The sequence below is a fragment of the Streptomyces beijiangensis genome (assembly GCF_017315755.1).
In the GTDB taxonomy this organism is placed as follows: Bacteria; Actinomycetota; Actinomycetes; order Streptomycetales; family Streptomycetaceae; genus Streptomyces; species Streptomyces beijiangensis.
The window spans coordinates 21461-47505 of sequence record NZ_JAFLRJ010000081.1 but is presented as its reverse complement, the minus strand read 5'-3'; the positions used below and the strand labels follow the sequence as shown (position 1 = coordinate 47505).

Annotated in this window: 24 protein-coding genes; 8 read left to right on the top strand and 16 right to left on the bottom strand. The window is 70.7% G+C overall.

All coding sequences use genetic code 11. The annotated features are described in order from the left end of the window. Positions 1-19: 19 nt before the first annotated feature. Entirely contained in the window at positions 20-991 is a 972-nt protein-coding gene (locus tag J0695_RS09320; RefSeq protein ID WP_206961410.1) for a quinone oxidoreductase family protein, read from the bottom strand. Between the two features lie 137 nt (positions 992-1128). On the opposite strand from J0695_RS09320, the gene J0695_RS09315 reads away from it, so the two are divergent. The 3 genes from J0695_RS09315 to J0695_RS09305 all read left to right on the top strand — a co-directional run bounded on the left by J0695_RS09315 (position 1129) and on the right by J0695_RS09305 (position 2684). Next, positions 1129-1572: a MarR family winged helix-turn-helix transcriptional regulator gene (locus J0695_RS09315; protein WP_206961409.1), complete on the top strand. Its 444-nt coding sequence runs from the start codon at positions 1129-1131 to the stop codon at positions 1570-1572. 9 nt (positions 1573-1581) lie between these two features. Beyond that, positions 1582-2202 (top strand): L-threonylcarbamoyladenylate synthase, encoded by a 621-nt coding sequence (locus J0695_RS09310; protein WP_206961408.1) that lies wholly within the window; start codon positions 1582-1584, stop codon positions 2200-2202. Positions 2203-2300: 98 nt separating this feature from the next. Then, positions 2301-2684 (top strand): DUF779 domain-containing protein, encoded by a 384-nt coding sequence (locus tag J0695_RS09305; RefSeq protein WP_206961407.1) that lies wholly within the window; start codon positions 2301-2303, stop codon positions 2682-2684. A gap of 15 nt (positions 2685-2699) precedes the next feature. On the opposite strand, the gene J0695_RS09300 is transcribed toward J0695_RS09305, so the two are convergent. The 7 genes from J0695_RS09300 to J0695_RS09270 form a co-directional block, all read right to left on the bottom strand. Next, complete coding sequence (locus tag J0695_RS09300; protein WP_206961406.1) at positions 2700-2894, bottom strand: hypothetical protein; 195 nt, start codon at positions 2892-2894, stop codon at positions 2700-2702. Positions 2895-2999: 105 nt separating this feature from the next. Next, positions 3000-3860, bottom strand: coding sequence for a phosphatidylinositol-specific phospholipase C/glycerophosphodiester phosphodiesterase family protein (locus J0695_RS09295; RefSeq protein WP_206961405.1), 861 nt, complete (start codon positions 3858-3860; stop codon positions 3000-3002). Between the two features lie 127 nt (positions 3861-3987). Further along, a complete protein-coding gene (locus J0695_RS09290; RefSeq protein ID WP_206961404.1) occupies positions 3988-5106 on the bottom strand; it encodes a ricin-type beta-trefoil lectin domain protein in 1119 nt (372 codons plus the stop codon). 80 nt (positions 5107-5186) lie between these two features. Next, positions 5187-6299, bottom strand: coding sequence for an acyl-CoA dehydrogenase family protein (locus J0695_RS09285; RefSeq protein WP_206961403.1), 1113 nt, complete (start codon positions 6297-6299; stop codon positions 5187-5189). Beyond that, positions 6296-7483 (bottom strand): acyl-CoA dehydrogenase family protein, encoded by a 1188-nt coding sequence (locus J0695_RS09280; RefSeq protein ID WP_206961402.1) that lies wholly within the window; start codon positions 7481-7483, stop codon positions 6296-6298. The genes J0695_RS09285 and J0695_RS09280 overlap by 4 nt, the downstream gene beginning before the upstream one ends. Further along, positions 7483-8448: an NADPH:quinone oxidoreductase family protein gene (locus J0695_RS09275; protein ID WP_206961401.1), complete on the bottom strand. Its 966-nt coding sequence runs from the start codon at positions 8446-8448 to the stop codon at positions 7483-7485. Before J0695_RS09275 ends, J0695_RS09280 begins: the two co-directional genes overlap by 1 nt. A 114-nt stretch (positions 8449-8562) precedes the next feature. Further along, a complete protein-coding gene (locus J0695_RS09270) occupies positions 8563-11241 on the bottom strand; it encodes a glycoside hydrolase family 84 protein (protein ID WP_206961400.1) in 2679 nt (892 codons plus the stop codon). A 114-nt stretch (positions 11242-11355) separates the two neighbouring features. On the opposite strand from J0695_RS09270, the gene J0695_RS09265 reads away from it, so the two are divergent. Beyond that, positions 11356-12237: an SDR family oxidoreductase gene (locus J0695_RS09265; RefSeq protein WP_206961399.1), complete on the top strand. Its 882-nt coding sequence runs from the start codon at positions 11356-11358 to the stop codon at positions 12235-12237. A gap of 21 nt (positions 12238-12258) precedes the next feature. Here J0695_RS09265 and J0695_RS09260 read toward each other — a convergent pair whose 3' ends face one another. Genes J0695_RS09260 through J0695_RS09250 form a run of 3 tightly spaced genes read right to left on the bottom strand, consistent with a single transcriptional unit; the run spans position 12259 to position 15144 of the window. Beyond that, positions 12259-13092, bottom strand: coding sequence for an enoyl-CoA hydratase/isomerase family protein (locus J0695_RS09260; RefSeq protein ID WP_206961398.1), 834 nt, complete (start codon positions 13090-13092; stop codon positions 12259-12261). An 8-nt stretch (positions 13093-13100) separates the two neighbouring features. Next, positions 13101-13832 (bottom strand): PIG-L deacetylase family protein, encoded by a 732-nt coding sequence (locus tag J0695_RS09255; RefSeq protein WP_206961397.1) that lies wholly within the window; start codon positions 13830-13832, stop codon positions 13101-13103. 22 nt (positions 13833-13854) lie between these two features. After that, positions 13855-15144 (bottom strand): alpha/beta fold hydrolase, encoded by a 1290-nt coding sequence (locus J0695_RS09250; protein WP_206961396.1) that lies wholly within the window; start codon positions 15142-15144, stop codon positions 13855-13857. Positions 15145-15229: 85 nt separating this feature from the next. Here J0695_RS09250 and J0695_RS09245 point away from each other — a divergent pair, with 85 nt between their 5' ends. Next, a complete protein-coding gene (locus J0695_RS09245; protein ID WP_206961395.1) occupies positions 15230-16387 on the top strand; it encodes a betaine/proline/choline family ABC transporter ATP-binding protein in 1158 nt (385 codons plus the stop codon). Between the two features lie 49 nt (positions 16388-16436). Here J0695_RS09245 and J0695_RS09240 read toward each other — a convergent pair whose 3' ends face one another. From J0695_RS09240 to J0695_RS09220, 5 genes are all read right to left on the bottom strand, one after another. Further along, positions 16437-17378, bottom strand: coding sequence for an ABC transporter substrate-binding protein (locus J0695_RS09240; protein WP_206961394.1), 942 nt, complete (start codon positions 17376-17378; stop codon positions 16437-16439). Continuing rightward, entirely contained in the window at positions 17375-18049 is a 675-nt protein-coding gene (locus J0695_RS09235) for an ABC transporter permease (RefSeq protein ID WP_206961393.1), read from the bottom strand. Before J0695_RS09235 ends, J0695_RS09240 begins: the two co-directional genes overlap by 4 nt. Then, positions 18046-18726, bottom strand: coding sequence for an ABC transporter permease (locus tag J0695_RS09230; RefSeq protein ID WP_206961392.1), 681 nt, complete (start codon positions 18724-18726; stop codon positions 18046-18048). Before J0695_RS09230 ends, J0695_RS09235 begins: the two co-directional genes overlap by 4 nt. A gap of 78 nt (positions 18727-18804) precedes the next feature. Beyond that, the gene (locus tag J0695_RS09225; protein ID WP_206961391.1) at positions 18805-19677 is read right to left on the bottom strand and encodes a polysaccharide lyase family 7 protein; all 873 of its coding nucleotides are present in this window, start codon (positions 19675-19677) and stop codon (positions 18805-18807) included. A gap of 194 nt (positions 19678-19871) precedes the next feature. Further along, complete coding sequence (locus J0695_RS09220) at positions 19872-20831, bottom strand: tellurite resistance/C4-dicarboxylate transporter family protein (RefSeq protein ID WP_307798515.1); 960 nt, start codon at positions 20829-20831, stop codon at positions 19872-19874. A gap of 268 nt (positions 20832-21099) precedes the next feature. Between J0695_RS09220 and J0695_RS09215 the strand changes: the two genes are divergently transcribed. From J0695_RS09215 to J0695_RS09205, 3 genes are all read left to right on the top strand, one after another. After that, on the top strand, positions 21100-23280 hold the full coding sequence (locus J0695_RS09215; protein ID WP_206961419.1) for an FUSC family protein: 2181 nt from the start codon (positions 21100-21102) through the stop codon (positions 23278-23280). 65 nt (positions 23281-23345) lie between these two features. After that, entirely contained in the window at positions 23346-24344 is a 999-nt protein-coding gene (locus J0695_RS09210) for a TIGR03885 family FMN-dependent LLM class oxidoreductase (RefSeq protein ID WP_206961390.1), read from the top strand. After that, positions 24341-26038, top strand: coding sequence for an alpha-amylase family protein (locus tag J0695_RS09205; protein ID WP_206961389.1), 1698 nt, complete (start codon positions 24341-24343; stop codon positions 26036-26038). The genes J0695_RS09210 and J0695_RS09205 overlap by 4 nt, the downstream gene beginning before the upstream one ends. Positions 26039-26045: the final 7 nt, after the last annotated feature.

Genomic DNA, 26045 nt, shown 5'->3' with positions numbered 1-26045 from the left:
CGTCCTGCGGAAACAGGCGTCAGGGGGTGAGGACGATGCGCTGACCGGGGGCGGTCGGGGCGCTCCACGCCTGCTCGACCTGGTCCAGCGGCATGGGCAGCGGGTCCACGGTCAGGGCGCCGGAGGCGATCTCCTCGGCGAGTGAGGGCAGTTCGGCGAGGATTCCGGCGGTGGCCAGGGAGCCCTGGCCGCTGCCCATGATGTTCAGGTTCGCCGCGCGCAGCAGATACGAGGGCAGGGTGATGTCCTGGCCGGCCATGGACCCGATCTGGATCCAGGCCAGGGCCTTGGAGCGGTCGGTACGGGCCTTCAGCAGTGCGGGCATGGCCTGCTGGGCGGGCCGTCCCCACAGGTAGTCGATGACGACGTCGACGTCCGCGGCCGTACGCCCGAGCCGGTCGGCGACCTCGTCGCCGTCGCCGTCGCCGTCGCCGTCGAGACTGATCACCTCGTCGGCCCCGAGGCTCTTCAGCAGGTCGAGGCGGCGCGGGTCGCGGCCTGCGCCGATCACCCGGTCGGCCCCCAGGTGCTTGGCGATCTGGACGGCGAGCTGCCCCGCGTTGCCCGTGGCGCCCATGACCAGGACGGAGCCGCCGGGCTTGAAGGACACGCGGCGGCGAAGTGCCACCCAGGACGACATCCCGGGGTTCATGGCCGCGGCCACGGCGACCGGGTCGGTGCCTGCGGGCAGGGTGATCGCCCGGCGCCGGTCGACGACGGCGTGCTCCGCCATGGTGCCCAGCGCGGTGTCGGGCGCGACGAAGTAGAGCAGTTCGCCCTCCTGGGTCCGGCCTACCGCGTCGATTCCGGGGATCAGGGGGAGGGTGCCGTCGGAGGTGTAGTGGCTGCCGTCGGCGGCCGAGCGCACACGGGGGTGCAGGCCTGCGGCCAGGACGTCGACCAGGATCTCGTGCGGGGCCGAGTCGGCCGGGGTCGCGAAGGTGTCGTAGCGAGGAGGGGTTCCGAAGGAGCGGACGACTGCTGCGTGCATGGGGGATCTCTCCCGTCCTGCCCCGCAGCGGTGACGGCTGGAGGCGTGAGGTGCGAGGGCCGCCACTATTTAGTATGCGGCACGTACTATCTCCCAAGGTAGTTTGTGCCGCGTACTAGGTCAAGTAGGCTCTCCCCATGACCACCGACGACCGCCCCCTGAACACCGTGGACGCCCTGGTGCAGCTGTCTTTCCTGACCCAGCGCGTCCTGGCCGCCACCGGCGCCGAGCACGAACTGTCGGTCATCCAGATCCGGCTGCTGGGCATCCTGCGCGACCGGCCGGCAGCCGGAATGCTGGACATCGGCACCCACCTCGGCCTGGACAAGTCCTCCATGACCGGGCTGGTCAGCCGTGCCGAGAAGCGCGGCCTGGTGCTGCGCACACCCTCTCCGCACGACGGCCGCGCCGTCCTGGTCTCCCTCACACCGGTCGGCAGAGAACTCACCACCCGGTGCACCGCCGAGATCAGCCACCGCATCACCGGTCTCACGGAACGTCTCACGGCCGCGCAGCGCACCCAGCTCACCGAGCTCGCCACCACCCTGGTGCGACCGGGCGGGGATGCGTTGATCGCCTAGACTCGCCGCATGGCGAAGTACTTTGACGTGCACCCCGAGAATCCCCAGCGGCGCACCATCAGCAGCGTGGCGGACAGCATCAGGTCGGGTGCCCTCATCGCGTACCCGACGGACTCCTGCTACGCGCTGGGATGCCAGCTCGGCAGCCGCGACGGCCTCAGCCGGATCCGGTCGATCCGCAACCTCGACGACGGCCACCACTTCACGCTGATGTGCCAGAACTTCGCGCAGCTGGGCCAGTTCGTGCACATCGACAACGACGTCTTCCGTGCGGTCAAGGCGGCCACACCCGGCAGTTACACCTTCATCCTGCCCGCGACGAAGGAGGTGCCGCGTCAACTGCTGCACCCCAAGAAGAAGACCGTCGGGGTCCGGATCCCCGATCACGCCGTGACCCAGGCCCTGCTCGCCGAGCTCGGCGAGCCGCTGCTCTCCACCACTCTGCTCCTCCCCGACGAGGAAGAGCCGCTGACGCAGGGCTGGGAGATCAAGGAGCGGCTCGACAACGTGGTGGACGCGGTGCTCGACTCGGGCGACTGCGGCACCGAGCCGACCACCGTCATCGACTTCTCCGACGGCGACCTCCAGATCGTGCGCCGAGGGGCGGGCGACACCGCACGCTTCGAGTAACCTCGCCTCGCCGTGCCCGGGCCGTGTACAACTCCCCTTCCCTCTTGGGAGAGTTGTGCACGGCTCTCCTGTTTCCCCGCCCAAGAGAGGGGCGGCACATGCACCCGTACGAGAACGAGATTCCCCCGGCCGGCGCCGGATCCCCGCGCGTCGACATCACTCCCGCGGCGGCCACGGTCCTGCGACGGCTCCGCGAGGCCCATGGCCCGTTGATGTTCCACCAGTCGGGCGGCTGCTGCGACGGCAGTTCCCCCATGTGCTTCCCGGAGGGCGAGTTCCGTACGGGGGACTCCGATGTGCTGCTGCAGTCCCTCGCCGTGGAGGGGATCGAGGAGCCCGTCGCGTTCTGGATCTCCGCGAGCCAGAACGCGGTGTGGGCGCACACCCGGCTGATCGTCGATGTCGTCGAGGGGCGCGGCGGCGGCTTCTCGCTGGAAGCCCCCGACGGCGTGCGCTTCCTGATCCGTTCGAAGGTGATCTGACCCGGGTGATCCGGCTCAGGGCCTGATGTTGCCGACCATCTGCGCGGTGGCGCTCAGCCCGTCCTCGATGGTCGGCGCCACACTCGTACTGGCCAGGTAGAAGCCCAGCAGCATGCAGACCAGCGCATGCGACATCTTCAGCCCGCCACTGCGCAGAAAGATCACTGCGAGCACGAGCAGAAGCAGCACCAGTGAGATCGAGACAGCCATGGTCACCCTCCTCCGCCGCGCCGGATTTGCGGCATTCGGCCGCCAGTGTGGCGGAGGAGAGGGGGCATTCAGGCGGAAGGACTGTCCGCCGTACGGGTGTTGTTGTTATGCGTCGTGGGTTCGGAGGAACCGTTCGAGACCCGCCAGGTCGTCCGTGTTGAGCTGGTCGACACCTGCGGCCAGGAGCTCGGTCCAGACGGCGTCGCGGTCGGGTCCCGCCAGATCAGGGGTGGCCCAGAAGCGGACGCGCTGCCGGCGCGCATGGGCCGTCGAGACGATCGTGTGGAGCTTCTCCCGCTCCGCGGCGGGGAATTGGCCGACCCCGAGCCAGCTGAAGCTGGTGGTCCAGTTGGTGCTGATGAGCGGGATGAAGGACGCGGGCACGGCCGTGTCCAGGTCTTCGAGGCGCCCGTCGTAGAACGCGTGACGCACCTTCTGGGCCTCCATCGGCACCCGTGCCGCGCGGTCGCCGGAGATGACCGGGGTGACCGCGCCCAGGGTCACACGGCCGTTCGCGTACGTACTGAGCATGCGCCGGTACGGACGCAGCCGCCGGTCCAGCTCGCGGTACGCGGCGTCCCCGTCCTCCTTGATGTCCACGAGCAGCTGTACGGGGTGGTGGTAGCCCCGGTACACCGAGCCGTGGTTGGCCTTCACCCGGGCCAGCAGCGGGTCCAGGTAGAGGGATTCGAGGGTGCGCGTGGGGTCGAGGTCGACGCGGTCGTGGGAGACGAGGAGCTGCCCGTCGACGAGGTAGATGTCGGCCTCGACGCTGGTGAAGCCGTGGGAGAGGGCGTCGAAGAGCGGGTGCTCGTGCTCGTAGTCGTTGTGGGCGTGTGCCCGGCGCAGCGGCCGTGGCCCCGGCCTGCGGTCCTGGGCCGACGCGGTCTGGAGGGGCAGAGCGGCGCCTGCGGCTGCTGTGGCGACGAGGGTGGCGACGACTCTGCGGCGGGTCAGGTGCACCATGACGTCTCCCGGGAACGGTGTGACGGACGGGCGGACGCCACCGAGTATCCGGTCCTGGCCTCCCCGTGGGCAGGTTCCTGACAGGAGTTGGCCCGGTCGACGTCCGCCCGCCGTGTGCCGTTTCCGGTCAGGACGGCGTGGACCAGCGCTGGTTGGCGTTACCGGTACAGGCATAGACACCCAGAGCCGTACCATCGCCGCTGCCGCCGCCGGTCACATCGAGGCACTTGCCGGTGGCCGGGTTGACCAGGGCCTCTCCGCTGACCTGCCACTGCTGGGCCGCCGCGCCCGTACAGCCGGAGAGCTGCACCGCCGAGCCGTTCACGGTCGCGCACTTGAACTCGGCGTGCAGGGTTCCGTCCGCGGCGCGCACCCAGTTCTGGTTGTTACCGCCGGTGCAGGTCCACAGCACGAGCTGGGTTCCGTCGGTCGTCGCGGGTGCGTCGGCGCACTTGGCGGCGATGCCGGTGACGGATCCGGATGAGGAGTTGCCGATGCCGTCCTCCTGGACGCTGCCGCCGCTCTGTGCCGTGACTTTGGCGCCGCTGGGGCAGCTGCTGCTCACGGAGGTGGAGCTGATGGCGGCGCTCGCCGTGCCGCCGCCCGTCTTCGTGCCGGTCGGCAGGTCGAACACGGCTTTGGAGTACGGCTCGTCGGCGCAGGTCGCCGCGTTGTTGTTCCAGTCGAAGTACTCGACCCAGTTGACCATTCCGCCGGTGTTGACCTTCGCTCCCGATCCGACGTTCAGGGAGCCGAGCACGAAGGACGTCCCCGCGGTGACGTCGGTGATGGTCGCCTTGTACCAGCCCGCCGTGGTGTCCGGCGCGATGCGGTAGCGGTACTGGTGCCCGGCGGTGAAACGCTGGTTGAGCCTGCAGGTGTAGCCGCTGCCCGTCTCGTCGAAGGTCTGGCAGTACGTGCCGCTGCCGCCCGCGGTACCGCCGGTGGAGTCCCACAGCGAGAACAGGAACATCCCGCCGCCGTCGCGCCACCGCTGCATGCCGATGTAGCCGCCGACCCCGTTGGAGAAGCCGAACTGGTGGGACCAGAAGACATTGGCCCGGCCCGGGTCGGACTGGACGGTCACCCCGAAGGTGACGTCGTCCAGTGTTGAAGTCCCGGACGGGAACGAGTAGTTGGTGTAGGTACCGGGGGTCTGTCCGCTGGCCGCGGCCGGCCCGGCCAGCCCCAGACAGGCCGCCAAAGCCACGATCACCACAAGGGTGACCGCTCTCGCTCTGCGCATGTCGATCTCCTCTGTCGACGGGCCCATGGGCATGGACCCGTCAAACAGAGTGGGGTGGCCCGGCCACCGGCGACATGGACTTATCCGCGCGGGCTCATGGACTTCGCGGGAGCCCGCAGATCGACGAGTTCCGCCACCGCGTCGCGGTGGTGCCCGGCCGAACCCAGCGCGATCGCATCGGACTTGGCGCGCTTGAGATACAGATGCGCGGGGTGCTCCCAGGTCATCCCGATGCCGCCGTGCAGCTGGATGCACTCCTCGGCAGCGTGTACGGCGACCTTGCCGCAGTACGCCTGCGCGACGGCCACCGCGAGAGCGGTCTCGGGGTCGCCGGTGGCGAGGGCGTCGGCGGCGTTGCGGGCGGCCGCCCTGGCGGACACCACCTCCAGCCAGAGCTGCGCCATCCGGTGCTTGAGTGACTGGAACCCGCCGACCGGCCGGTTGAACTGGTGACGCTCCCTGGTGTGCCTGACGGTCTCCTCCAGGCACCATTCGGCGAGGCCGAGCTGCTCGGAGGCGAGCAGTCCGGCTCCGGCGAGGAGTCCTCGGCGTACGGCGGCCTCCGAGGCCGCCGCGTCCGCGAGGAGCGTGCCCGCGGCGCCGTCGAAGGTGACGGCGGCCAGGGGGCGGGTCAGGTCGAGCGGCGTGAGCGCATCGACGGTGACGCCGGGGGCCGAGGTCCCGACCGCGTACAGACCGTCGGCCGTGGGGACGAGCAGCACCTGGGCCGCCGCGGCGTCCGCGACACCGGTGACCCGCCCGGTGAGGCCGGTCAGCGGGACGGGCCCGCCGGGCGCCGCGGAGAGCGGGACCGCGAGGACGGCGACCGTACGGCCTGCGGCCAGCGCACCGACCAGTTCGGCGGCATCGGCACTCTCGCCGGCCAGGTCGAGCAGGGTCTCGGTGGCGATGACCGCGCTGGTGAGATACGGCACCGGGGCGACGCTGCGGCCGAGCTCCTCCAGCACCACGGCGGCCTCCCGGTGGGTGGCGCCCTGGCCTCCGAGCTCTTCCGGTACGAGAAGTCCCGCCGCGCCCATCTCGGTGGCGAGGGACTTCCAGAGCTGCGGGTCGTACGGCGTGTCGGACTCGATGCGGGCGAGAAGGGACGGCGTGTCGGCGCGGTCGGAGAGCAGGGACCGCACGGCCGAGCGGAGATCGTCCTCGGTCTCGGTGTAGAGCAGATCGGTCATCGGGCCAGATCCTTCCAGGCGACGTCCTTGTCGTTGCGCGGCTCGGAGGGGAGTCCGAGGACACGCTCGGCCACGATGTTCAGCAGCACCTCGCTGGTGCCGCCTTCGATCGAGTTGCCCTTGGAGCGCAGATAGCGGTAGCCGGCGTCGCGGCCGGTGAAGTCGACGAGATCGGGCCGGCGCATGGTCCAGTCGCTGTACAACAGGCCTTCATCACCGAGGAGTTCGACCTCCAGACCGCTGATCTCCTGGTTGAGCCGGGCGAAGGTGAGCTTCATCCCGGCGCCCTCGGGTCCGGGGTGGCCCGCGACGAGCTGCTGGCGCAGCCGCTCGCCGGTGAGGCGCGCCACCTCGGCCTCGACCCAGAGGGTGAGGAGGCGCTGGTGGAGGTCGTGGGTGCGCAGTTCGGGGCGTTCGCGCCAGGTCTGCGCGATGGGGCCGATCATGCCGCCCTCGCGCGGGATGCGGGCGCCGCCGATGGCGACACGCTCGTTGTTGAGGGTGGTCTGGGCGACCTTCCAGCCGTCGCCGACCGCTCCGAGACGGTGGGCGTCGGGGATGCGTACGTCCGTGAGGAAGACCTCGTTGAACTCCGCCTCGCCGGTGATCTGGCGCAGCGGCCTGACCTCGACGCCCGGGTCGGTCATGTCGCAGATGAAGTACGTGATGCCGCGGTGCTTGGGCACGTCCGGGTCGGTGCGCGCGATGAGGATCGCCCAGCGCGCCAGATGCGCACTGGACGTCCAGACCTTCTGCCCGTTCACGATCCAGTCGCCGGAGTCCTCGTCCCTGACGGCCCGGGTGGCGAGCGCCGCGAGGTCGGAGCCCGCGCCCGGCTCGCTGAAGAGCTGGCACCAGACCTCCTCGCCGACCCAGAGCGGGCGCAGGAAGCGCTGCTTCTGCTCGTCGGTGCCGTAGCCGAGGACCGTCGGGGCGGCCATGCCGAGACCGATACCGATCTTGCGCGGGTCGTTGCCCGGGGCGTCTGCCGCCTCCAGCTCGGCGTCCACGACGGGCTGCAGGGAGCGCGGGGCGTCGAGACCGCCGAGGCCCACGGGGTAGTGCACCCAGGCGAGTCCGGCGTCGAAGCGCGCCTTGAGGAAGTCCGTGGGCTCGGTCGTGGCGACCGGGTGCGCGCGCAGCAACTCCTGGGTGCGGCGGCGCAGTTCGGTGGCGTCCGTCATCAGTTGGCTCCTTCCGGGATGACGACCAGGCGACCGGTGGTCGTGCCGTCGGCGACACGCTGGACGGCGTCGGCCGCGTCCTTCATCGGTACGCGCTCGCTGATGAGCGGCTTGATCGCACCCTCGGCCGCCAGCCGGGTGAGTTCCTCGTGGCAGGCGAGGATCGACGCCGGGTCCTTCTGGTTGTAGAGGCCCCAGTGGAGTCCGACGATCGAGTAGTTCTTGACCAGGGCGTGGTTGAGGGCGGGCGCGGGGATGGTGCCACTCGCGAAGCCCACCACCACGACGCGTCCCTCGAAGGCGATGCACTTCACGGACTTGGCGTACGCGTCGCCGCCGACCGGGTCGTAGACGACGTCCGCGCCGCGACCGCCGGTGGCGTCCTTCACAGCGGCGACGATGTCCTCGGTGTGCCGGTCGATGACGAGGTCACAGCCCAGCGCGCGGGCCGCGCGCGCCTTCTCCGCGCCTCCCACGACTCCGATGACGGTGGCTCCGGCCGCCTTGCCGAGCTGGACGGCGGCGCTGCCGACTCCGCCCGCGGCTGCGTGGACGAGCAGGGTCTCGCCCGCCTGGATGTGTGCCCGGCGGTGCAGTCCGAACCAGCCCGTCTGATAGCCGATGTGCAGCGCGGCCGCCTCGGCGTCGTCCAGTGACGCGGGAGCGGGCAGTACGGTGCTCGCGTCCACGGTGACGTACTCGGCGAATCCGCCGTCGGGCAGCGCGGGGTTGGCGATGACGCGGCGGCCGTCCTCGGTCTCCCCGCAGATCTCGACGCCCGGGGTGAAGGGCAGCGGGGGCCGGACCTGGTACTGGCCGCGGCAGAGCAGCGCGTCGGGGAAGTTGATGTTCGCGGCGAGGACCTTGAGCAGCAGCTGCCCCTCACCGGGCACGGGACGGTCGATCACCTCGAGCCGCATCACCTCGCTCGGCTCGCCGTTCCGGTGCACTCGCCATGCCTGCATTCGGGGCCTCCACAAACCGTCGGCTGTTCACGCTCAGTGCATACTAAGCGGTCGCTTGCCAAACTGTGAAGGGCTGGATGCCGCCGGGCGAAGACCCGGCGGCTCCATGTCCGGTCAGCCCACGATCACCTCGGCGATCTGCGGAGAGCCCCCGGAGGACCAGGCGATCCGCACCGCGTCGGCTCTCACCCCGCCCGCCATGATCCTCGTGTACGGGCCTGCCAGCGGGCCGAGGGTCCGCCAGCTGCCGTCGGCCGCGCGCAGCTGGACCGAGGCCTTGGCCGTCTCCCCCGCGGGCCGGAGCACGGTCACGGTCCCCACCGCCGCCTCCCGGCCGAGCGCCACGTCGAGGCTCTCCCCCGGTTCGGGCGCACGGGCCGCGCGGTAGACCGTGGAGAGGTCGCCGTCCGCTGCCGCGTGGAGCGTGGAGCCGATGGCCGCGGGCGGTCCGCCGGTCACCGCCGCATGGGCGGTGGCGATGCCGAACTCCCGTACCACCAGCCAGCTTCCCTGCGCCGCGGTCGCCCGGGCCCGTACGAACCTGGCCCTCGTCCCGGCCGGCGGCGAGGCGGTGACGGTCGCCTGCCCCGAGAAGGCGGCGAGCTGCTGCCAGGCGGTGCCGTCGGCCGAGTACTCCAGTACCCCTTGGTGGAGGTAGTCGTCCGTGCTGCCGGGCTTACCCATGGCCAGGGTGATGTCGCCGATCGGCTGCTCCTTGCGGAGATCGACCGTCACCGTGTCGCCCGCGGCCGGGGATCCGTTGCTCCAGAAATACGTGGAGTCGTCGCCGTCGACCATCCGTGCGGGACCGTTGGTCTGGTACGTACCGAGGCTGGTCAGCGCCTTCGGCGGCCCTGTGACGCCGAGCAGCCTGTCGTGCTCGGCTGTCGCGTCGTCGATGAAGGTGTCGAGCACACCGTCGCCGACCAGCACGGGGATCCTGCTCCCGTCCAGTCCCGTGTAGGTGAAGGACTTCGCCCTGGCCACCAGCGCGGGAAGCCGCTGCCTGAGCTCCCAGGCCTCGGCGCCACGACCGCCGCGAGCCGCGCCGATCATCCGCGTCGCGGTACGGGTCGCCGCGCCCCAGGCCTCGGTGGCATCCAGCCACGGCCCCGCGTCGTCGGCGAAGCCGCGGTCGGTCAGCCGGTCGCGGAGCACCGCGGGCGCCGCCTGGAGTGCGGCCAGGGTGCGGTCGAGACGGCGGGTGTCGCCGGATGCCCAGAAGGCCGCCAGCTCGGCCGCGAGTTCGGGGGCCTTCTGCTTGTTGAGATCGGAGCTGTAACTGAGGTCGGCGAAGATCCGCAGCGCGGCGGCCGTGCGCGGGTCGCCGCCCGCGTACTCCTTCAGGGCCGCACCCCAGGACGCACGCGCGTCGTAGGCGCTGTCGTTCCAGGCGAAGTCCGCGACGGTGAACAGGGCGAGCTTCGAGGCGTACGGCTGGATCATCGGGTTGGCGGTGATACCGGCCAACTCGGCGGCCAGACCCTTCTCCCGGCCGTTGAACGGGCCGAGCAGCAGCCGGTTGGTGATGTAATCGTTGACCGGGTAGTTGTCCCACGTCAGGATCGGGTGGCCGAAGACGGTGCGGGCGGCCTTCGCCTGGGCGACCGTCATGGTCGGCGCGATGACCCCTACACCCGTCCACTCGACGAGGACATCCGGGTCGAGCTGCTCGGCGAGCGCGCTCTTGTACGGGGACGGCGTCACGTTGTAGTACTCCGTCGGGACCATCTGGAGCGGCTCCGCGCCCGGGTGCGTGGCGATGAACTCGCGGTTCACCCGGTTGAGGAGATACGACTGCGCGGCACCGGCCGCGCCGCCTCCCGTACCCCAACGGTCCTTGTCCGCCTGGCAGTTCCAGGCGGTGTAGCTGATGTCGTCGAGCGGTACGGCGAAGGTGCGCACTCCGATGTCCCAGAGCGTCTGGAACTTGTCGACGAGCGCCTTGACGTCCGCGTCGGAGCTGTAGCAGACGGAGAGGCCCGGCGAGAGGGCGTAGGTGAAGTCGACGTGGTCGGCGGCCGACCGGTCGACGAGCTCCTTCAACTGGGCGAGCTGGTCGGCCGGGTAGGCCTCGCGCCAGCGTGCGCGCAGATAGGGGTCGTCCTTGGGCGAGTAGACGTAGATGTTCATCTTGTGCGCGCCGTAGAAGTCGAGCTGGTCGAGGCGGGCGGTGTGCGACCAAGGGGTTCCGTAGAATCCCTCGATGACTCCGCGCAGCGGAGTGGCGGGCCAGTCGCGCACCTCAAGGCCCGCGACCTTCGCGCCGGGGCCGGTGCGGTGCGGGAGAACCTGGCGCAGGGACTGAGCGGCGTAGTACGTGCCCGTGGTGTCCTTGCCGGCGAGGACGATCCTTCCCACGCCGATGGCCAGGACGTAACCCTCGGCGGGGAGTTCGGCGGGTCCCTCCACGCGGAGCGCCCCGAGGGGTGCCGCGGAGCCGACATAGACGGTCAGGCCGCCGCGGCCCGGCTTCGTCCCGCGGGCGATCCGGTGCGCTCCGGCGGCACGCAGGGCTTTCTCGGTGACGCGTACGGCCGGGGCGTCCGCGGTGTCGCCCGTCACCAGGGTCACGGTGGACGAGACGGTCGCACGGTCGTCGCGCGCGTGCACGGTCTGGGGTGTCGGGGTGATCGCCGGGATGGTCCCTGGTTTCTGCTGCCGTCCTTCGTGTGCGGCGGCGGGCAGTGCGGGGATGGCGAGGAGAAGGCTCAGGGCCGCGGCGAGTGCGGCGAGGCGGGGCAGGCGAAGCGTCACATGTCCTCCATGGGCCACTGGGGTCTCACAAGGCATTCGCGCATCACAACAACCGCAATTCATCAGGGTCCTGACGAGCTGTCAATGTGCTGTGCACGGAATCCGTCGCGGGCCTGGAGGTTTCCGCCCGCAGCAGGTATCGATTCGGCCATGACGGAGAACGCGTATCCCGGACTGCCTTCCCCTCCCCCGCTGGGCGCGAGCGCCCTGCCGCCTGGGACCTACGAGGGGCACACGGTCCTGGTCACCGGCGGCGGGTCCGGGCTCGGGAAGGCGATCGCGACGGAGTTCGCGCGGCTCGGCGCCGACCTGGTGATCGTGGGGCGTACGGCGGACCGGCTCAAGGCGGCGCAGGAGGAACTGGGCGCGCTGGGCGGGCGGGTGACGGCGTCGGTGTGCGACATCCGGGATCCGGAGAGGATCGCCGAGGTCTTCGACGCGGCCCCCGTGCTGCCCGATGTGCTGGTCAACAACGCGGCCGCCAACTTCCCCGTTCCTGCGGAGGACATGTCACCGAACGCGTGGCGGGCGGTCGTGGACATCACGCTCACCGGGACGTGGTTCATGACACGGGAGTTCGGACGGCGGCATCTGGCGGCCGGGACACCCGGGTCGGTGATCAATGTCGGGGCGTCATACGCCTGGACGGGCGGCCCGGGGTTCGCCCACTCGGCGGCCGCCAAGGCGGGCGTGAAGAACCTGGTGGAGACCCTGGCCGTCGAGTGGGCTCCGTACGGCATCCAGGTCAACGGTCTGGTGCCGGGGCTCTTCCCGCATGCGGACCTGCCGGAGGCGATACGGGGGAATCTGGAGCGGACGGACGACGACAAGGCGTCGCGCCAGCCCGCGCTGCGGGTGGGCCAGGCGCGGGAGCTGGGGTGGGCGGCGACGTTCTTGGCCTCGCCCTACGCCCGGTTCGTGTCGGGGCACACGATGGTCGTGGACGGGGCGAACTGGCAGCGGCGGAACGTGGTGAACGCGCCGGTGGTGCCGGTGCGGGAGCAGCTGGGGCGGGGCCCGTACGGGCAGTGAGCAGCCCGTGCAGCCACCGCCCTAGCGGCCCTCGAAGTCCGGGCTGCGGCGGGACGCCTTGGCGGAGTAGCCCTCCTTGGCGTCCTCCGAGGTGAGGGTGAGCGCCGCGGCGAGCGCCGTACGGTCCAGCGCCTCGGCCATCCCGGAGTCCGCGTACGCGTCGATGCTGCGCTTGACGGCACGGACGGCGAGCGGTGCGTTGGACGCGATCTCCGCGGCGATCTCCCGCGCCGCCCCCTCCAACTTCTCGCGTGGTGCGACGAGTTGGAGCAGGCCGAGGCTCTCTGCCGTCGTCGCGTCGATACGGCGCCCGGTGAGCGCGAGGAGCTTCGCCCAGCCGGCCCCCGCCTCGCGCGCGATCCGCATGTCGCCGCCCGCGTCGACAGCGACCCCGATCTGTGCCTCGGGCAGGGCGAAGACCGCATCGTCCGACGCGACTCTGATGTCCGCCATCAGCGCCAGTTCGAAGCCGAATCCCAGGCAGTAGCCCTGCACGGCCGCGACGACCGGCTGCGGCAGGCGCGCGAAGGCGGCGAAGCGCTCATGAACCCAGCGGATGCCCTCGTAATAGCGGTGGGTCCGTTCGGCCGGGGAGCGGCCGGTGATCGCACCGCCCGGGGCGGTGACGTCGATGCCCGCGCAGAAGGCGCGGCCCTCGGCGCGCAGCAGGACCACCCGGATCGATTCGTCGAAGCGGATCCGGTCGGCCATCAGACCGAGCTGGCGGCTGGACTCCCAGCTCCAGCCGTTGAGCTTCTCCGGACGGCAGAGCGTCAGGATGCCGATGCCGTCCTCGACGCGGAGGGTCAGCCGCTCCTCGCCCTCGGGTATCTCCCGGCTCAGTGTGTCGATCACGGGACGCCTCAGCGCCGGAAGAGTTCGAAGGTGATGGCAGGTGTGCCGCCGAAGCGCGCGGCGGCGGCCTCGGCGTTGCCGGAGAGGAACGTACGGCAGTACGTCTCGGGGTCCTCGTCCGTCAGTACCTCGATGTAGGTGCGGTGTTCGAGGAGGGAGCGGATGGACCGCTCCAGTCCCCGGGTCGCGTCCACCGCGTGCGTGGGAGACGCGGATCCGGCGACGGCGACCCAGCGCACCCCGTCCCAGGGCTGCAGGCCCTGCTCGCCCAGCTCGGGGAAGATCCAGCGGTTTCCGGCGTCGCCCGCCGCGTCGAGCACGGCCCTGCCGACGGCCTGGTGGTCGGGGGTGTTCCAGGCGACACCGCCCCAAGTGTCACGGTGGTTGAGGGTGATGACGAGCTCGGGTCGGTGCTTGCGGATCGCTGCCGCGATGTCACGGCGCAGCCCGGTTCCGTACTCGATCACCCCGTCCTTGTGGTCGAGGAACTCGACGGTGCGCACCCCGACGACGGCCGCGCTGGCCCGCTGCTCCTGCTCGCGCAGCGGGCCGCATTTCGCGGGCTCGATGGTGTCGATGCCCGCCTCTCCGCGGCTCGCCAGGACGTACGTGATCTCCCGGCCCTCGTCGGTCCAGCCGGCGATCGCCGCCGCGCAGCCGTACTCGAGGTCGTCGGGGTGGGCGACAACGGCCAAGGCGCGCTGCCAGTCCGCGGGCATCGGTTCCAACTGGTCTGTCATGGCGGCAGGATAGGCCGCCGGATCAGATTTCGTCCCGTACGAGTGCGAGCAGGCGGTCCAGTACGCGGGGACCGCCCGCCCGCAGTCCATCGTGCTCGAACTCGTCGGTGACCCAGGTGCGCAGACCGCGGATGGACCGGGCGGTGCGCAGGGAGTCGTCCACGTCGACGTACATGTCGTCGTGGTAGACGGCTGCCGCGACGGGCACCTCGTTGGCGGCCAGGCGCGCGGTGTCGTACAGCTGCGGCCAGTCCGTGCGGGCGGCGAGCAGCTCCGCGGTCTCGCGCAGCGGACGCAGTGCCGGGTCGACCTCGAAGTGCCAGGGGTGAATGGACTCGCCGGTGAAGGCGAGCGGCCCTTCGGCACCGGCGTCGAAGGCGGGGAACTCGGCGCGCACCCGCTCGGCGGCCCAGGCGGTGGGGCGGGTGTCCTGGCCGTAGATGGACTCGTGAATCAGGGCGTAGAGCGGGTGCCCGGCGAAGGACAGGGCCGCGTGCACCTGCTCCAGGAAGGCGTCGGAGAGCTGCGGGCCCTGCGGGGTCGGGACGAAGGCGTCCTCGAGGAGGTGGTGAAGCTGGTGGCTGCCGTCGCCGCCGCCGAGCAGGATGCCCAGCGACTGGAAGGCCTCGACGGTGAGGACGTAACCGCCGGGCAGGGTGGGGCGGTGCTCCTGCAGATGGGCGGCGATCTCACGGGCGCGGCCGATGTCCTGCGGGTAGCGCTTGTAGTGCGCGGCGACCTTGCGGGCGATGCGCGGGTACGCGGCCCGGTAGACGTCGTCGGCGTGACCGTCCAGGGTCGGCAGCCCGCCGGTGATGAGCGCGGCGGAGAGTCCCTCGGGGGCGGCGGAGAGGTAGCGGACGGCGCAGAAGCCGCCGAAGCTCTGGCCGAGCACGGTCCAGGGTTCACCGCCGGTGAGCTGCGGACGGATGAGTTCGCAGTCGCGGACGATGGAGTCCGACCGGAAGTGGCCGAGATACGCGGCCTGCTCGGCCGGTCCGCCGCGCAGGGGCAGGGTCTGCCGGTTGGCGGGAGTGGAGGCGCCGGTGCCGCGCTGGTCGACGAGCAGGACGCGGAAATCCTGCAGGGCGCGGCCGAACCAGGCCTGCTGCTTGCCGGTGAAGCGGTTGGCGCCGAAGCCGGGGCCGCCCTGGAGGTAGAGCAGCCAGGGCAGCTGGGCTCCGGCCTGGTGCGATGCGACGGCCTCGCGGGCGTACAGCTCGATCTGCTCGCCACCCGGGTCGGCGTGGTCCAGGGGGACCTGGAATCGGTGGTCGGTGAGGACGACGCCTGGCAGGCGGTAGCTGGTCACAGAGTGCTCCTGGTCGTACGGTTTGCCCCTCATGATCCATCATCGCGAGGGGGCGTGGCCGGGCGCGTCCCGCTAGCGTGGATTCATGATCAGGTTCGAGCAGGTCGGCAAGGTCTATCCGGACGGCACGACAGCCGTGGACGATCTCTCGTTCGAGGTCGCCGAGGGGGAACTGGTCACGCTCGTCGGCCCTTCCGGCTGCGGGAAGACGACCACCATGATGATGGTGAACCGGCTGATCGAACCGACCGCTGGTCGGATCCTGGTGGACGGCGAGGACATCGCGGGTGTCGACCCGGTCAAGCTGCGCCGCCGGATCGGCTACGTCATCCAGCAGGTGGGCCTCTTCCCGCACCGCACCGTCCTGGACAACACCGCGACCGTGCCCGCCCTGGTCGGCTGGAAACGGGCGAAGGCCAGGGCGCGGGCGGCTGAGCTCCTCGATCTGGTCGGCCTCGACCCGAAGACGTACGGCTCGCGCTATCCGGCGCAGCTCTCCGGCGGCCAGCGCCAGCGGGTGGGGGTGGCCAGGGCACTGGCAGCGGATCCCCCCGTACTCCTGATGGACGAACCGTTCGGAGCAGTCGATCCTGTGGTGCGCGAGCGGCTGCAGAACGAATTCCTCAAGCTCCAGGCGACCGTCAGGAAGACCGTCCTGCTGGTCACCCACGACATCGAGGAAGCCGTACGGATGGGCGACCGGATCGCGGTGTACGGGCAGGGGCGCATCGAGCAGTTCGACACCCCTGCCGCGGTGCTCGGCACCCCGGCGACTCCGTATGTCGCGCAGTTCGTCGGTGCGGACCGGGGGCTGAAGCGGCTGTCCGTCACCGAGATCGAGGCGTCCGACCTGGAGCAGCCGCCGGTCGCCTATCTCGACGAGCCCGCGGCGACCGCTGCCAGGGAACTCGCCGTGCTGGGCGCCCGCTGGGCGGTGGTCCTCTCCCGCCAGGGCGAACTGCACGGCTGGGTATCCGGCGATGCGCTGCGGGGCTCGTCAGGGACGGTCGGCGAGCTGGCCCGGCGGATGGAGGCATGGGTGCCGGTCGGGGCGCCACTGAAGCAGGCGTTCAGCGAGATGCTGCAGCACGACGCCGGGTGGGTGGCGGTGGTCGACGGCCCGCGCTTCCTGGGCGTGCTGACCCCGGCGAAGCTCCATGAGGCGCTGCGCCGTTCGGTCGACGCGGACGCACAGGGTGTCGCGCGGGACGAGGTGGAGTTCGATTCGGTCTCCGACGCGTGATTTTCCGCTCCGCTCCGTCCCGGTGAGCCGGTGAGCCGGTGGACGACCGCTACTCCGGGATCAGGTTCTTCGACCGCAGATAGGCACGGGCGACGTCCTCGGGAAGCCGCCGCCAGCTGTCCACCTGTTCGTTCAGGGAGGCCAGGTCCGCTGTGGTCAGTACGGTGTTGAGCTTGTCGAGCGCCCCCGCCACTCCGCTGCTGCCCGCCCGGGACCTATTGACGACGGGCACGATGTAGTCGGCGTTCTGCAGATGTTTGTCGTCCTCCAGGAGCACCAGACCGAAGTTGCCGAGCGTCGCATCGGTCGAGGTGGTGAGCACCATCTGGTCCTGGCCGCTCTGTACGGCCTGTTTGGACGGTGTCGTACCGACGCCCTTGGGGTCGATGCCGGTGATGTCGATCCCGTAGGTCTTCTTCAGCCCCGGCTCGCAGTAGGGGCGCTGGACACACTCGTCGCCCGCGGCCAGCCGCACCGGCAGCTTGGCCGCCCCCAGGTCGCTGAGCGTCTTCAGGTGGTGCTTGGCGGCGTACGAGGCGGCGACCGCGAAGGCGTTCTGGTCGACGGCCTTGCCCGGGTCCAGGACGGTGAGACCCCGTGGGGTGGCGAGGGAACGGAGCCTGGTCATCGTCAGATCCAGGTCGGGTGACCCCACGGGGGCCGCGTCGGGGCCGTTGACCTTGGCGTTGAGCCAGTCGGCGAAGGTGGCCGCGTACTCCGGCACCACATCGATCTGGCCGCTCTCCAGGGCCGGTTCGTAGAGCTCCCGGTTGGTGACGGAGAGGATCTGGGTGCTGTATCCGGCCTGGCCGAGAAGGAGCGCGTACATCTGGGCGAGGAGGTCGCTCTCGGTGAATCCCGCCGAGCCGACGGTCAGATGCTTGCTGTCGCCGGGTGGCGCGGTGACAGCACCCTGCTTCTCCAGGGTGGGCCCGGTGGTGCAGGCGGTGGCGAGGAGCAGCAGTACGGCGGCGGTGTGACGGAGCCTCATCCCATCCTGCCTCTCGCCCATTCGGGGGCCAGCCGCTGCGCGATCTCGAAGAGCCCCTCCACCAGCAGGGCGAATCCCGCGACCAGGACGGCGCCCGCGACGACCTGCGGGGTGGAGGCGAGGTTGAAGCCCGCGGTGATGATCCGGCCGAGTCCACCGCCGCCGGCGAGCGCGGCGAGAGTCGCGGTGGCGACCAGCTGGACCGCGGCGATACGTACGCCGGTGAGGACCAAAGGGAACGCAAGCGGCAGTTCCACGTGAAACAGGAGTTGTCGCCCTGTCATACCCATACCGCGCGCCGCGCGCACCACATCACGGTCCACCTCCCGCATCCCCACATAGGCGTTGGTGAGCAGCGGCGGCACGGCGAAGACCACCAGCGCGATGATCGTGGGCCACTGCCCGTGGGTGCCGAGCGGGGTGAGGAGCAGCAGGACGAGCACGGCGAAGGTGGGCACGGCCCGGCCGACGTTGGAGATGTTGACGGCCAGCGCACCGCCCTTGCCCAGATGCCCGAGGACCAGGGCGACCGGCAGGGCGATCAGACAGCTAAGCAGGAGGCAGACGACGGTGAGGAAGAGGTGCTCGCCGAGGCGGTGCCAGATGCCGTCGTCGCCCGACCAGTGGGCAGCGCTGGTCAGCCAGGACCAGGCGGAGGAGAGCGTGTTCATGACTGCACCGCCCGGGTCCACGGGGTGAGCAGCCGCTGTACGCCCAGGAGCAGGAGGTCCGCGGCGATGGCGATGACGACGCAGAGAACGGAGGCGGTGAGCACCTGGGCTTTGAAGTAGGTGTTCATACCGGTGTAGATGAGGTTGCCGAGGCCTCCGTGGCCGACGATCGCGCCGACCGTGACGAGCGAGACCGCGGAGACGGTGGCGATGCGCAGTCCGGCCATGGCGGCCGGCAGCGAGAGGGGCAGTTCGACGGCGAACAGCATCCTGATGGGTCCGTACCCCATGCCGCGTGCGGCCTGCCGGGTCTCCTCGGGCACGGAGCGGAGGCCGGCGAGGATGTTCCGTACGAGCAGGGTCAGCGAGTAGAGGACCAGTCCCGCGATCACGAGCGAGGCGGAGAGCCCGTACACCGGGAGCAGCAGCGAGAACATCGCCAGCGAGGGGATCGTGTAGAGAACGGTGGTGAGCCCGAGGACGGGACCGGCCGCCCAGCGCCAGCGGCGGGCCGCGACCGCGAGGGGCACGGCGAGGAGCAGGCCGATGAGCACCGAGACGACGGTCAGTTGGAGGTGCTGGACCACGGCGTCCCAGAGGATCTCCCGGCGGGAGGTGAGGTACTCGCCGCAGATCCAGTCATTGCGCGCGAGGCAGTCGTCAGGGGGCGCGGTCACCCGTCCATTGCAGCCGAGGCAACGGGTGACCGCGCGTCCTGGTGGACCGTACGGGGGTGTCGGCGCACCCGGCCGCGGTCAGCTGTGGGAGACGGTGAGTCCGTAGAAGCCGACGCGGGCACCCTTGGTGGTGCTGTCCGAGGACGACTGGTTGTACGAGCCGGCCTTGAAGTACTGCTTGTAGCTGTTGAAGGACGACGGGATCGCGTAGTGCGTCGTGGTCCCGTTGACCGTCAGGTCGATCGTGTGGCCGCCGGAGACGGCGATCGTGTAGCTCCACGTCTTGCCGACCGCAACGTGGCCCACGGTGTGCGTGGTCTGCCCGCCCGACGGCGAGTTCTCCGTGCCGACGACTATGTCGCCGCTCGACCGGTAGTAGAGCTCCACCAGGGGCTTGGTTGACGATCCGCCCGTGCCGAGGTGGATCTGTCCTACGCAGACGTTCGACGTCACCGACACCACGCGCAGCGTCGCCTTGAGCTGGTGGCTGCCGCTGAGCGACCAGTTCGCGGAGCTGCCGTCGCGGTTCATCTCGCGCAGTTCGGAGCGCGCGTAGTTGGAGTTCGGGGTGGTGACGCCCTTCTCCGGCGCCCAGAACGTCATCGCACCGTCACGGGTGTCCGTATAGAAGTACGAGTCCTGGAACCCGTTGGCCCCCTGGAGCCTGGACGACGAGATGGTGGTCGGCGAGCCGGGAGAGCCCACCGGCTCCTGGAGCTGCCACACCGACAGATCGAAGTTGCCGCCGGGTGCGACCGACGGATCCGCAAGGATCCCGGCGCCGGAGTTGATGGTGGCAGAGGTGGCAGAGGTGGCAGAGGTGGCCGAAGTGGCAGAGGTGCCAGAGGTGGCCGAAGTGGCTGACGCGGCAGGAGCCGCGACAGCCGCTCCGCCGAGGGCAGCGGCGGCGGTCGCGATGGCCAGGGAGGTGAACAACGTACGCATACGCATGGGGGGTGCCTTCCCGTCGACTCGGTGGTCTCGGTCGGCGGACGCGGGAACTTCTCGCGTCGCCGTTCATCATCATGAACAGAGTGTTCGGATGTGAACAGCATGAGACAGTAGGCCCATGGCGTGAGCGCGTCAACGCTTGCAACAGAGAGGGCACGGAGGGGCGTCGGGGGTGTTGCGGAAGATCCTGCGGTCTACCGCAGGAGGCCGCTTCCCCGGACCGTCGCCCTGACCGCCCCGGCGCAAGCGGCAAGCCAGGCCGCCACGGCGACCCACAGCAGTACGCGACCGGGTGATGTGAGCCAGGGGAGATGGGCGGCCGTCGCGACGGACAGCGTCGCCACCGAGGTCATCCCCATGGGGAACACCGTCGCCCAGCGCCGGACGTCGTAGTGCGGTCGCGGCCAGCGCAGCTCGGACCAGAGCAGTACGCAGTACCAGGCGATGTCGAGAGCGAGCACCACCAGGGTCGCGCCGCGCAGCACTTCATGGACGACGGCGCCCAGTTCGACGACCGCCAGGAGCTTGGCGCCCGCCAGGGCCGAGATCGCCAGCGCGCCTCCCGCGACCCACTGGTCGCCCGCGCCGGTCCGTACGCAACCGAGGTCGAAGCGCACGAACGCGTCCACATACAGGGCCAGGCCGAGGCAGAAGAACACCACGCCCACGCGGGCGAGCCACTGCTGGGACTCTGCGGCCGCGAGTGTCGCGGCGAGTACCACCAGCCCCTGCGTGGCGACGCACACGAGGAACACGCCCCCCGGCATCCGGCGCCCCCAGCGACGCGTCACGTCCCACATCAGCACCGGCCACACCACTGCGGAAAGGACGAGCAGCGCGACCGCGACCGCCTGCCACCCCAGCAGGGAGAGCCGGGTGCCAAGCACCGTGGTGGCGGCGACCGCGGTGAGGGCGGCCGGCGTACCCGCCTCGGCCGTCCACCGGGTGCGGTCGCGCAGAAGCCGTACCCCGAAGTCCGCGGCGAGCAGCAGCCACAGGACGCCGGCCAGGGCGAGGGCCCCGCGCGACAGCGTCTCGTGACGGGTCAGATGCAGGCCGACCGAGAGGATGCCGGTGGCCATCACCACGGCTCCCTCCGTGGGCAGCACTCCCCGCCACCACGCGCCGAAGGCCGAACCACGCGCCTCGGTCACGGAGCCACGCCTCTCCCCCGCCCGGCTGCCGTGACCTGTCCGTCGCTCATGCCCCCAGCCTGGAATCGCGTGCTCCGCACCGCAGTACGGGCGCGGCCGATCGGCGTACCCCGTCCTCGGGCGCCGGTCGCCTGCCGTGCGATGCTGAACCGTCCGCCGATCACGACAGACGTCAGGAGAATCCAGCAGCGTGAGGGCAGTTCCATGGCAGGGACGAACCGGTGTCTGGGATCGCTTCGCGGCGTCCGACCCGGGACTGTTGCGGCTGATGGCGGGACTGCGGACGGTGGCGTCGATCGCGCTCACCCTCCTGGTCCTCGCACTCCTGGGCACCGACACCCCGCACCTGGTCGCGGGTGCCATGACCGCGATGGTCTCCACCTTCGCCATCAAGGAGAAGCAGGTCCGGGGGCAGGCGGTGACCCTCGCGCTCGGCCTGCCGGTCGCCCTGACGGCGATGTCCCTGGGGGCGCTCCTCAACACCAGAGTCGTCATCGGGGACGCCTTCTTCGTCGTGCTGATCTTCGGTGCCGTCTACAGCCGCAGATTCGGCGACCGCGGTACGGCCCTGGGGCTGATCGGCTTTCAGATCTACTTCGTCTCCCTGTTCGTGCACGCCACGGGGGCGGGTCTGCCCCGGCTGTACCTCGCGCTGTCCGTCGCCTTCGCGTGCAGCGCGGTCGTGCGGTTCGCCCTCGTACCGGAGACGCCCGAGCGTGTTCTGACGCGGTTGCGCGATGCCTTCCGGGCGCGGCTCGCCCAGCTCCTCGCCAGCCAGATCGCACTTCTGGACACCCCTCCGCATCAGCTGGAGAAGGTGCTGGACGATCTGCGCCGGCGCACCGCCCGGCTGCACGAGGCGGCTCTGATGATCCAGGGGCGCCTGGAGGAGGGCACGCCCGACGCGGCCGCCGGGGCGCTCCTGCAACGCCGCGTCGCGGACGCGGAGATCGCCACCGAGCGCCTGGGCATGCTCCTGCTGAACGCCCGCAGCGCCGAGGGCGCCAACACCCTGACGCTCCATCTGCCGAACGCGCCCGTACCGTCCACGCGCAACCTGATCCCGCCGGAGGACGCCGCGACCGCGACCCTGCGCAGGGAACTCAACGCGCTGCACCTGATGGTCGCCAGGGGTGCGTCCGAGGACCGCACCGCGGTGGCGCACGTACGCAACCGGCTGCTCGGCTACCGCGACGAGGAAAAACTCCCGCACGCCTCCGAGGCGGTCCAGGACGTCTTCCGCGGAGTCGGTGAGGCGGCCCGTGCCGTGCTCGGTCTGCGGCTGGCGCTCGACGGCCCGCAGGACGAGTCCAGCGACACCCCGGCGACGACCCGTTCACGTGAGGAGTTCGACGCCGAGGACATCGCGCTCGCCACGGCCGACGACACCGCCGACGAAGAGCCCACCGGACTGCACCGCGCCACCACCCGGGCCGCTTTCCAGGTCGCGGTCGGGTCCGTACTGGCCATCATCGGCGGGGAGTTCCTCTCCTCGCAGCGCTGGTACTGGGCGGTCCTCACCTGCTGGGTGGTCTTCCTCAACACCGCCTCCACGGGCGAGATCCTGGTGAAGGGCTACCGCCGGCTCCTCGGGACGGTTCTCGGCGTGTTCGCGGGCGTCCTCCTCGCGGGTGCCGTGGGGAACCACACCTGGCTCGCCTTCGCGCTCGTGCTCGTCTTCATCTTCGCGATGTTCTTCAGCGCCCCGCTGTCGTACGCGCTGATGTCGTTCTTCGTCACGGCGATGCTGGGGCTTCTGTACACCCTGCTCAACACCTACAGCGTCTCCGTCCTGTTGCTCCGCATCGAGGAGACGGCGCTCGGCGCGGTCTGCGGGGTCATCGCGGCCGTGCTGGTCCTCCCGGTGCGCACCGACAGCCGTACCGACGAACTGCTCAGCACCGTCCTCGACAAGCTCGGCGACGTCGTCTCCGCAGCGGTGGAACAGCTGAGCGGAGGCCCCGCGTCCGACCTGCTGAGCCTGGCACGGGAGCTGGACACGGCTCTGGAGGACCTGCGCGCCTCCATCCAGCCGCTGACACATCCCATCACCCCGCTGCGAGAACGCCGGCAGACGGCCCGCTATCTGGTGGCGCTCCTGGAGAGCTGCGCGTACCACGCGCGCTCGCTGGCGGCGACCGCCGAACTCGTGCCGTACAGCAAGACGATCGCGGCCGATCCCCGGCTGGAGCGGGCCGGTCTGCGGATCGCCCGCAACCTCGCGGTCCTCTCGTCGTACGTCCAGGACGAGCGGGCCGGCGCGATCGAGTCCGGTGCCAGCATCGCCTCCCGGCTCAAGGCCGACGGCCCCGGGGGGCTGCCGTCGGCAACGGTCACCTCCCGCGTCCTGCGGCATCTGCAGCGGCTCGACGAAGGGGTCGTGGGGCTCGCCCGCCCGCTCGACGTACCAGTTGCCGAGCGCGCCGAGGCGAAGTCCGTACGCGGCTGACGACTCCGCGCGTAACAGTTCCCCGGGCGGCGATGGTCCCCGGCGGGCTGGGTACTCGCCCCGCCATGACCGTCTACGGATTCCACGCATCCCACGAACAGGTGCCACCGGCAGACCTTCTGGCAGCCGCTGTGCAGGCGGAGGGCGCCGGCTTCACCGCCGCCATGTGCTCCGACCACTTCTCGCCCTGGAGCGTCCGGCAGGGCGAGTCGGGCTTCGCCTGGTCCTGGCTCGGCGCCGCGCTCCAGGCCACCGACCGCATCCCGTTCGGCGTGGTCAACGCGCCGGGCCAGCGCTACCACCCGGCGATCGTCGCCCAGGCCGTCGGCAGTCTCGCCGCCATGTATCCGGGCCGCTTCTGGGTCGCCCTGGGCAGCGGCGAGGCGTCCAACGAGCACATCACCGGGGCCCGTTGGCCGCGCAAGGACGTACGCAACGCACGGCTGCGCGAGTGCGTCGACATCATCAGGGCGCTGCTGCACGGCGAAGAGGTCAGCCACGACGGTCTGGTGACCGTCGACCGGGCCAGGCTCTGGACCCTCCCCGACACGGTGCCCCCGCTGATCGGCGCGGCCTGCAGCGAGGCCACCGCGCGCTGGTGCGCGGAGTGGGCCGACGGCCTGATCACCGTGAACGCACCCCACGAACAGCTGCGCCGCATCGTCGACGCCTACCGATCGGCCGGCGGGCGCGGCCTCCTGCACCTCCAGACGCACCTCAGCTGGGATCCGGACAAGGACACCGCCCAGGCGCTGGCGCACGATCAGTGGCGTACCAACGTGCATGGCCCGCCCGCCAGTTGGGACCTTGACACGGCCGAGGTCTTCGACGCCGTCAGCGAGCACATCACCCCCGAGCACGTCGCCGGGTCCGTCAACATCTCCTCGGACCTCGGACAGCACACGGCCTGGCTCCAGGAGTACGCCGACCTCGGCTTCGACGCGGTGATGCTGCACCACGTCGGCCGCGAACAGAGCGCCTTCCTGGACGCGTTCGGCGCGGAGGTCCTGCCCCGGCTCGATGTCACCCGGCCCGACACCCCCACCGTGGAGCGTGCCCGATGAGGCTGACCCGAACGTCCGACCTGTGGTGGAAGAACGCCGTCGTGTACTGCCTGGACGTGGAGACGTACCAGGACAGCAACGGTGACGGGACCGGAGACTTCGCCGGTCTCACCCAGCGCATCGACCATCTGGTGCGCCTGGGCGTCACCTGCGTCTGGCTGATGCCCTTCTACCCGACCCGTGAACGCGACGACGGCTACGACATCACCGACTTCTACGGCGTCGACCCCCGCCTCGGCACCCTCGGCGACTTCACCGAGTTCGTCCGCACCGCGCGCGACCGGGGCATCCGGGTCATCGCCGACCTCGTGGTGAACCACACCTCCGACCACCACCCCTGGTTCCTCGACGCCCGTTCCGGCCGCGACTCGGCCCACCGGGACTGGTACGTATGGAGCGACGAGCCGCCCGCCGACGGACCCCAGGGCGTGGTCTTCCCCGACGTGGAGCAGAGCCTGTGGGAGTACGACAAGGGCAGCGGCCAGTACTACCTGCACCGCTTCTACAAGCAGCAGCCCGACCTCAACATCGCCAACCCGGCCGTCCGGGACGAGATCGCCCGCATCATGGGGTTCTGGACGCAGCTGGGCCTCTCCGGATTCCGCGTCGACGCGGTCCCCTTCCTCCTGGAGACGGACGGCCAGGCGGACGCGGGGCAGCTGCCCGACCCGCACGAGTACCTGGCGGACCTGCGCGCCTTCCTGGGCCGGCGCAACGGCGAGGCGGTCCTGCTGGGCGAGGTCAATCTGCCGTACGACGAGACCGCCCGGTTCTTCGGGGAGCCGAGCACGGGCCGCGGCGACGAACTGACCATGTGCTTCGACTTCATCGGCATGCAGCGGATGTATCTCGCCCTGGCCCGCGGTGACGCGGGCCCGCTCGCCGGCGCGCTGCGGGAGCGCCCCACGGCGCCCCGCGACGCCCACTGGGCGACCTTCGTACGCAACCATGACGAGCTCACCCTCGACAAACTCTCCGCGGACGAACGCGACGAGGTCTTCGCGGCCTTCGGTCCGGAGAAGGACATGCAGCTCTACGGCCGGGGCCTGCGCCGCAGGTTCCCTCCCATGGTCGGCGGGGACCGCCGCCGTGTGGAGCTCGCCCAGAGCCTGCTGCTCACCCTGCCGGGCACACCCGTGCTGTTCTACGGCGAGGAGATCGGCATGGGCGAGAACCTCGCTGCGGAGGGCCGGCAGGCCGTACGCGGTCCCATGCAATGGACCTCCGACGAGGGCGGCGGGTTCTCCACCGCGGACCCGGGCCGCTACCCCAACCCTCTGGCCGAGGGCGCGTACAGCCCCGGATACGTCAATGTGCACGACCAGGAGTACGACTCCGGCTCGCTGCTCGCCCGGATGAGGATGCTCGTCGACCGCTACCGGCAGGCGCCGGAACTGGCGTGGGGCCGGTACGAGGTCCTGGAGGCGGGCGACCCCGCCGTGCTCGTCCACCTCAGCTCCCTGCCGGAGGGCGCGGTCCTCGCCCTGCACAATTTCGCGGACCGTGCGGCCACCGCGGAACCGGATGTTCCGGGCCTGCGAGCCGGCGCGCTCCTCACCGATCTGCTCACCGGGGCCACGCTCACGGCATCGGACACCGGCCGCGTGCGCGTCGGGCTGGAACCGTACGGCTACCGGTGGCTCCGGGTCAGCACCCCGCGGGACGACGCCGACCGGAGCACCGCCGGGGCCTGAGTCGATG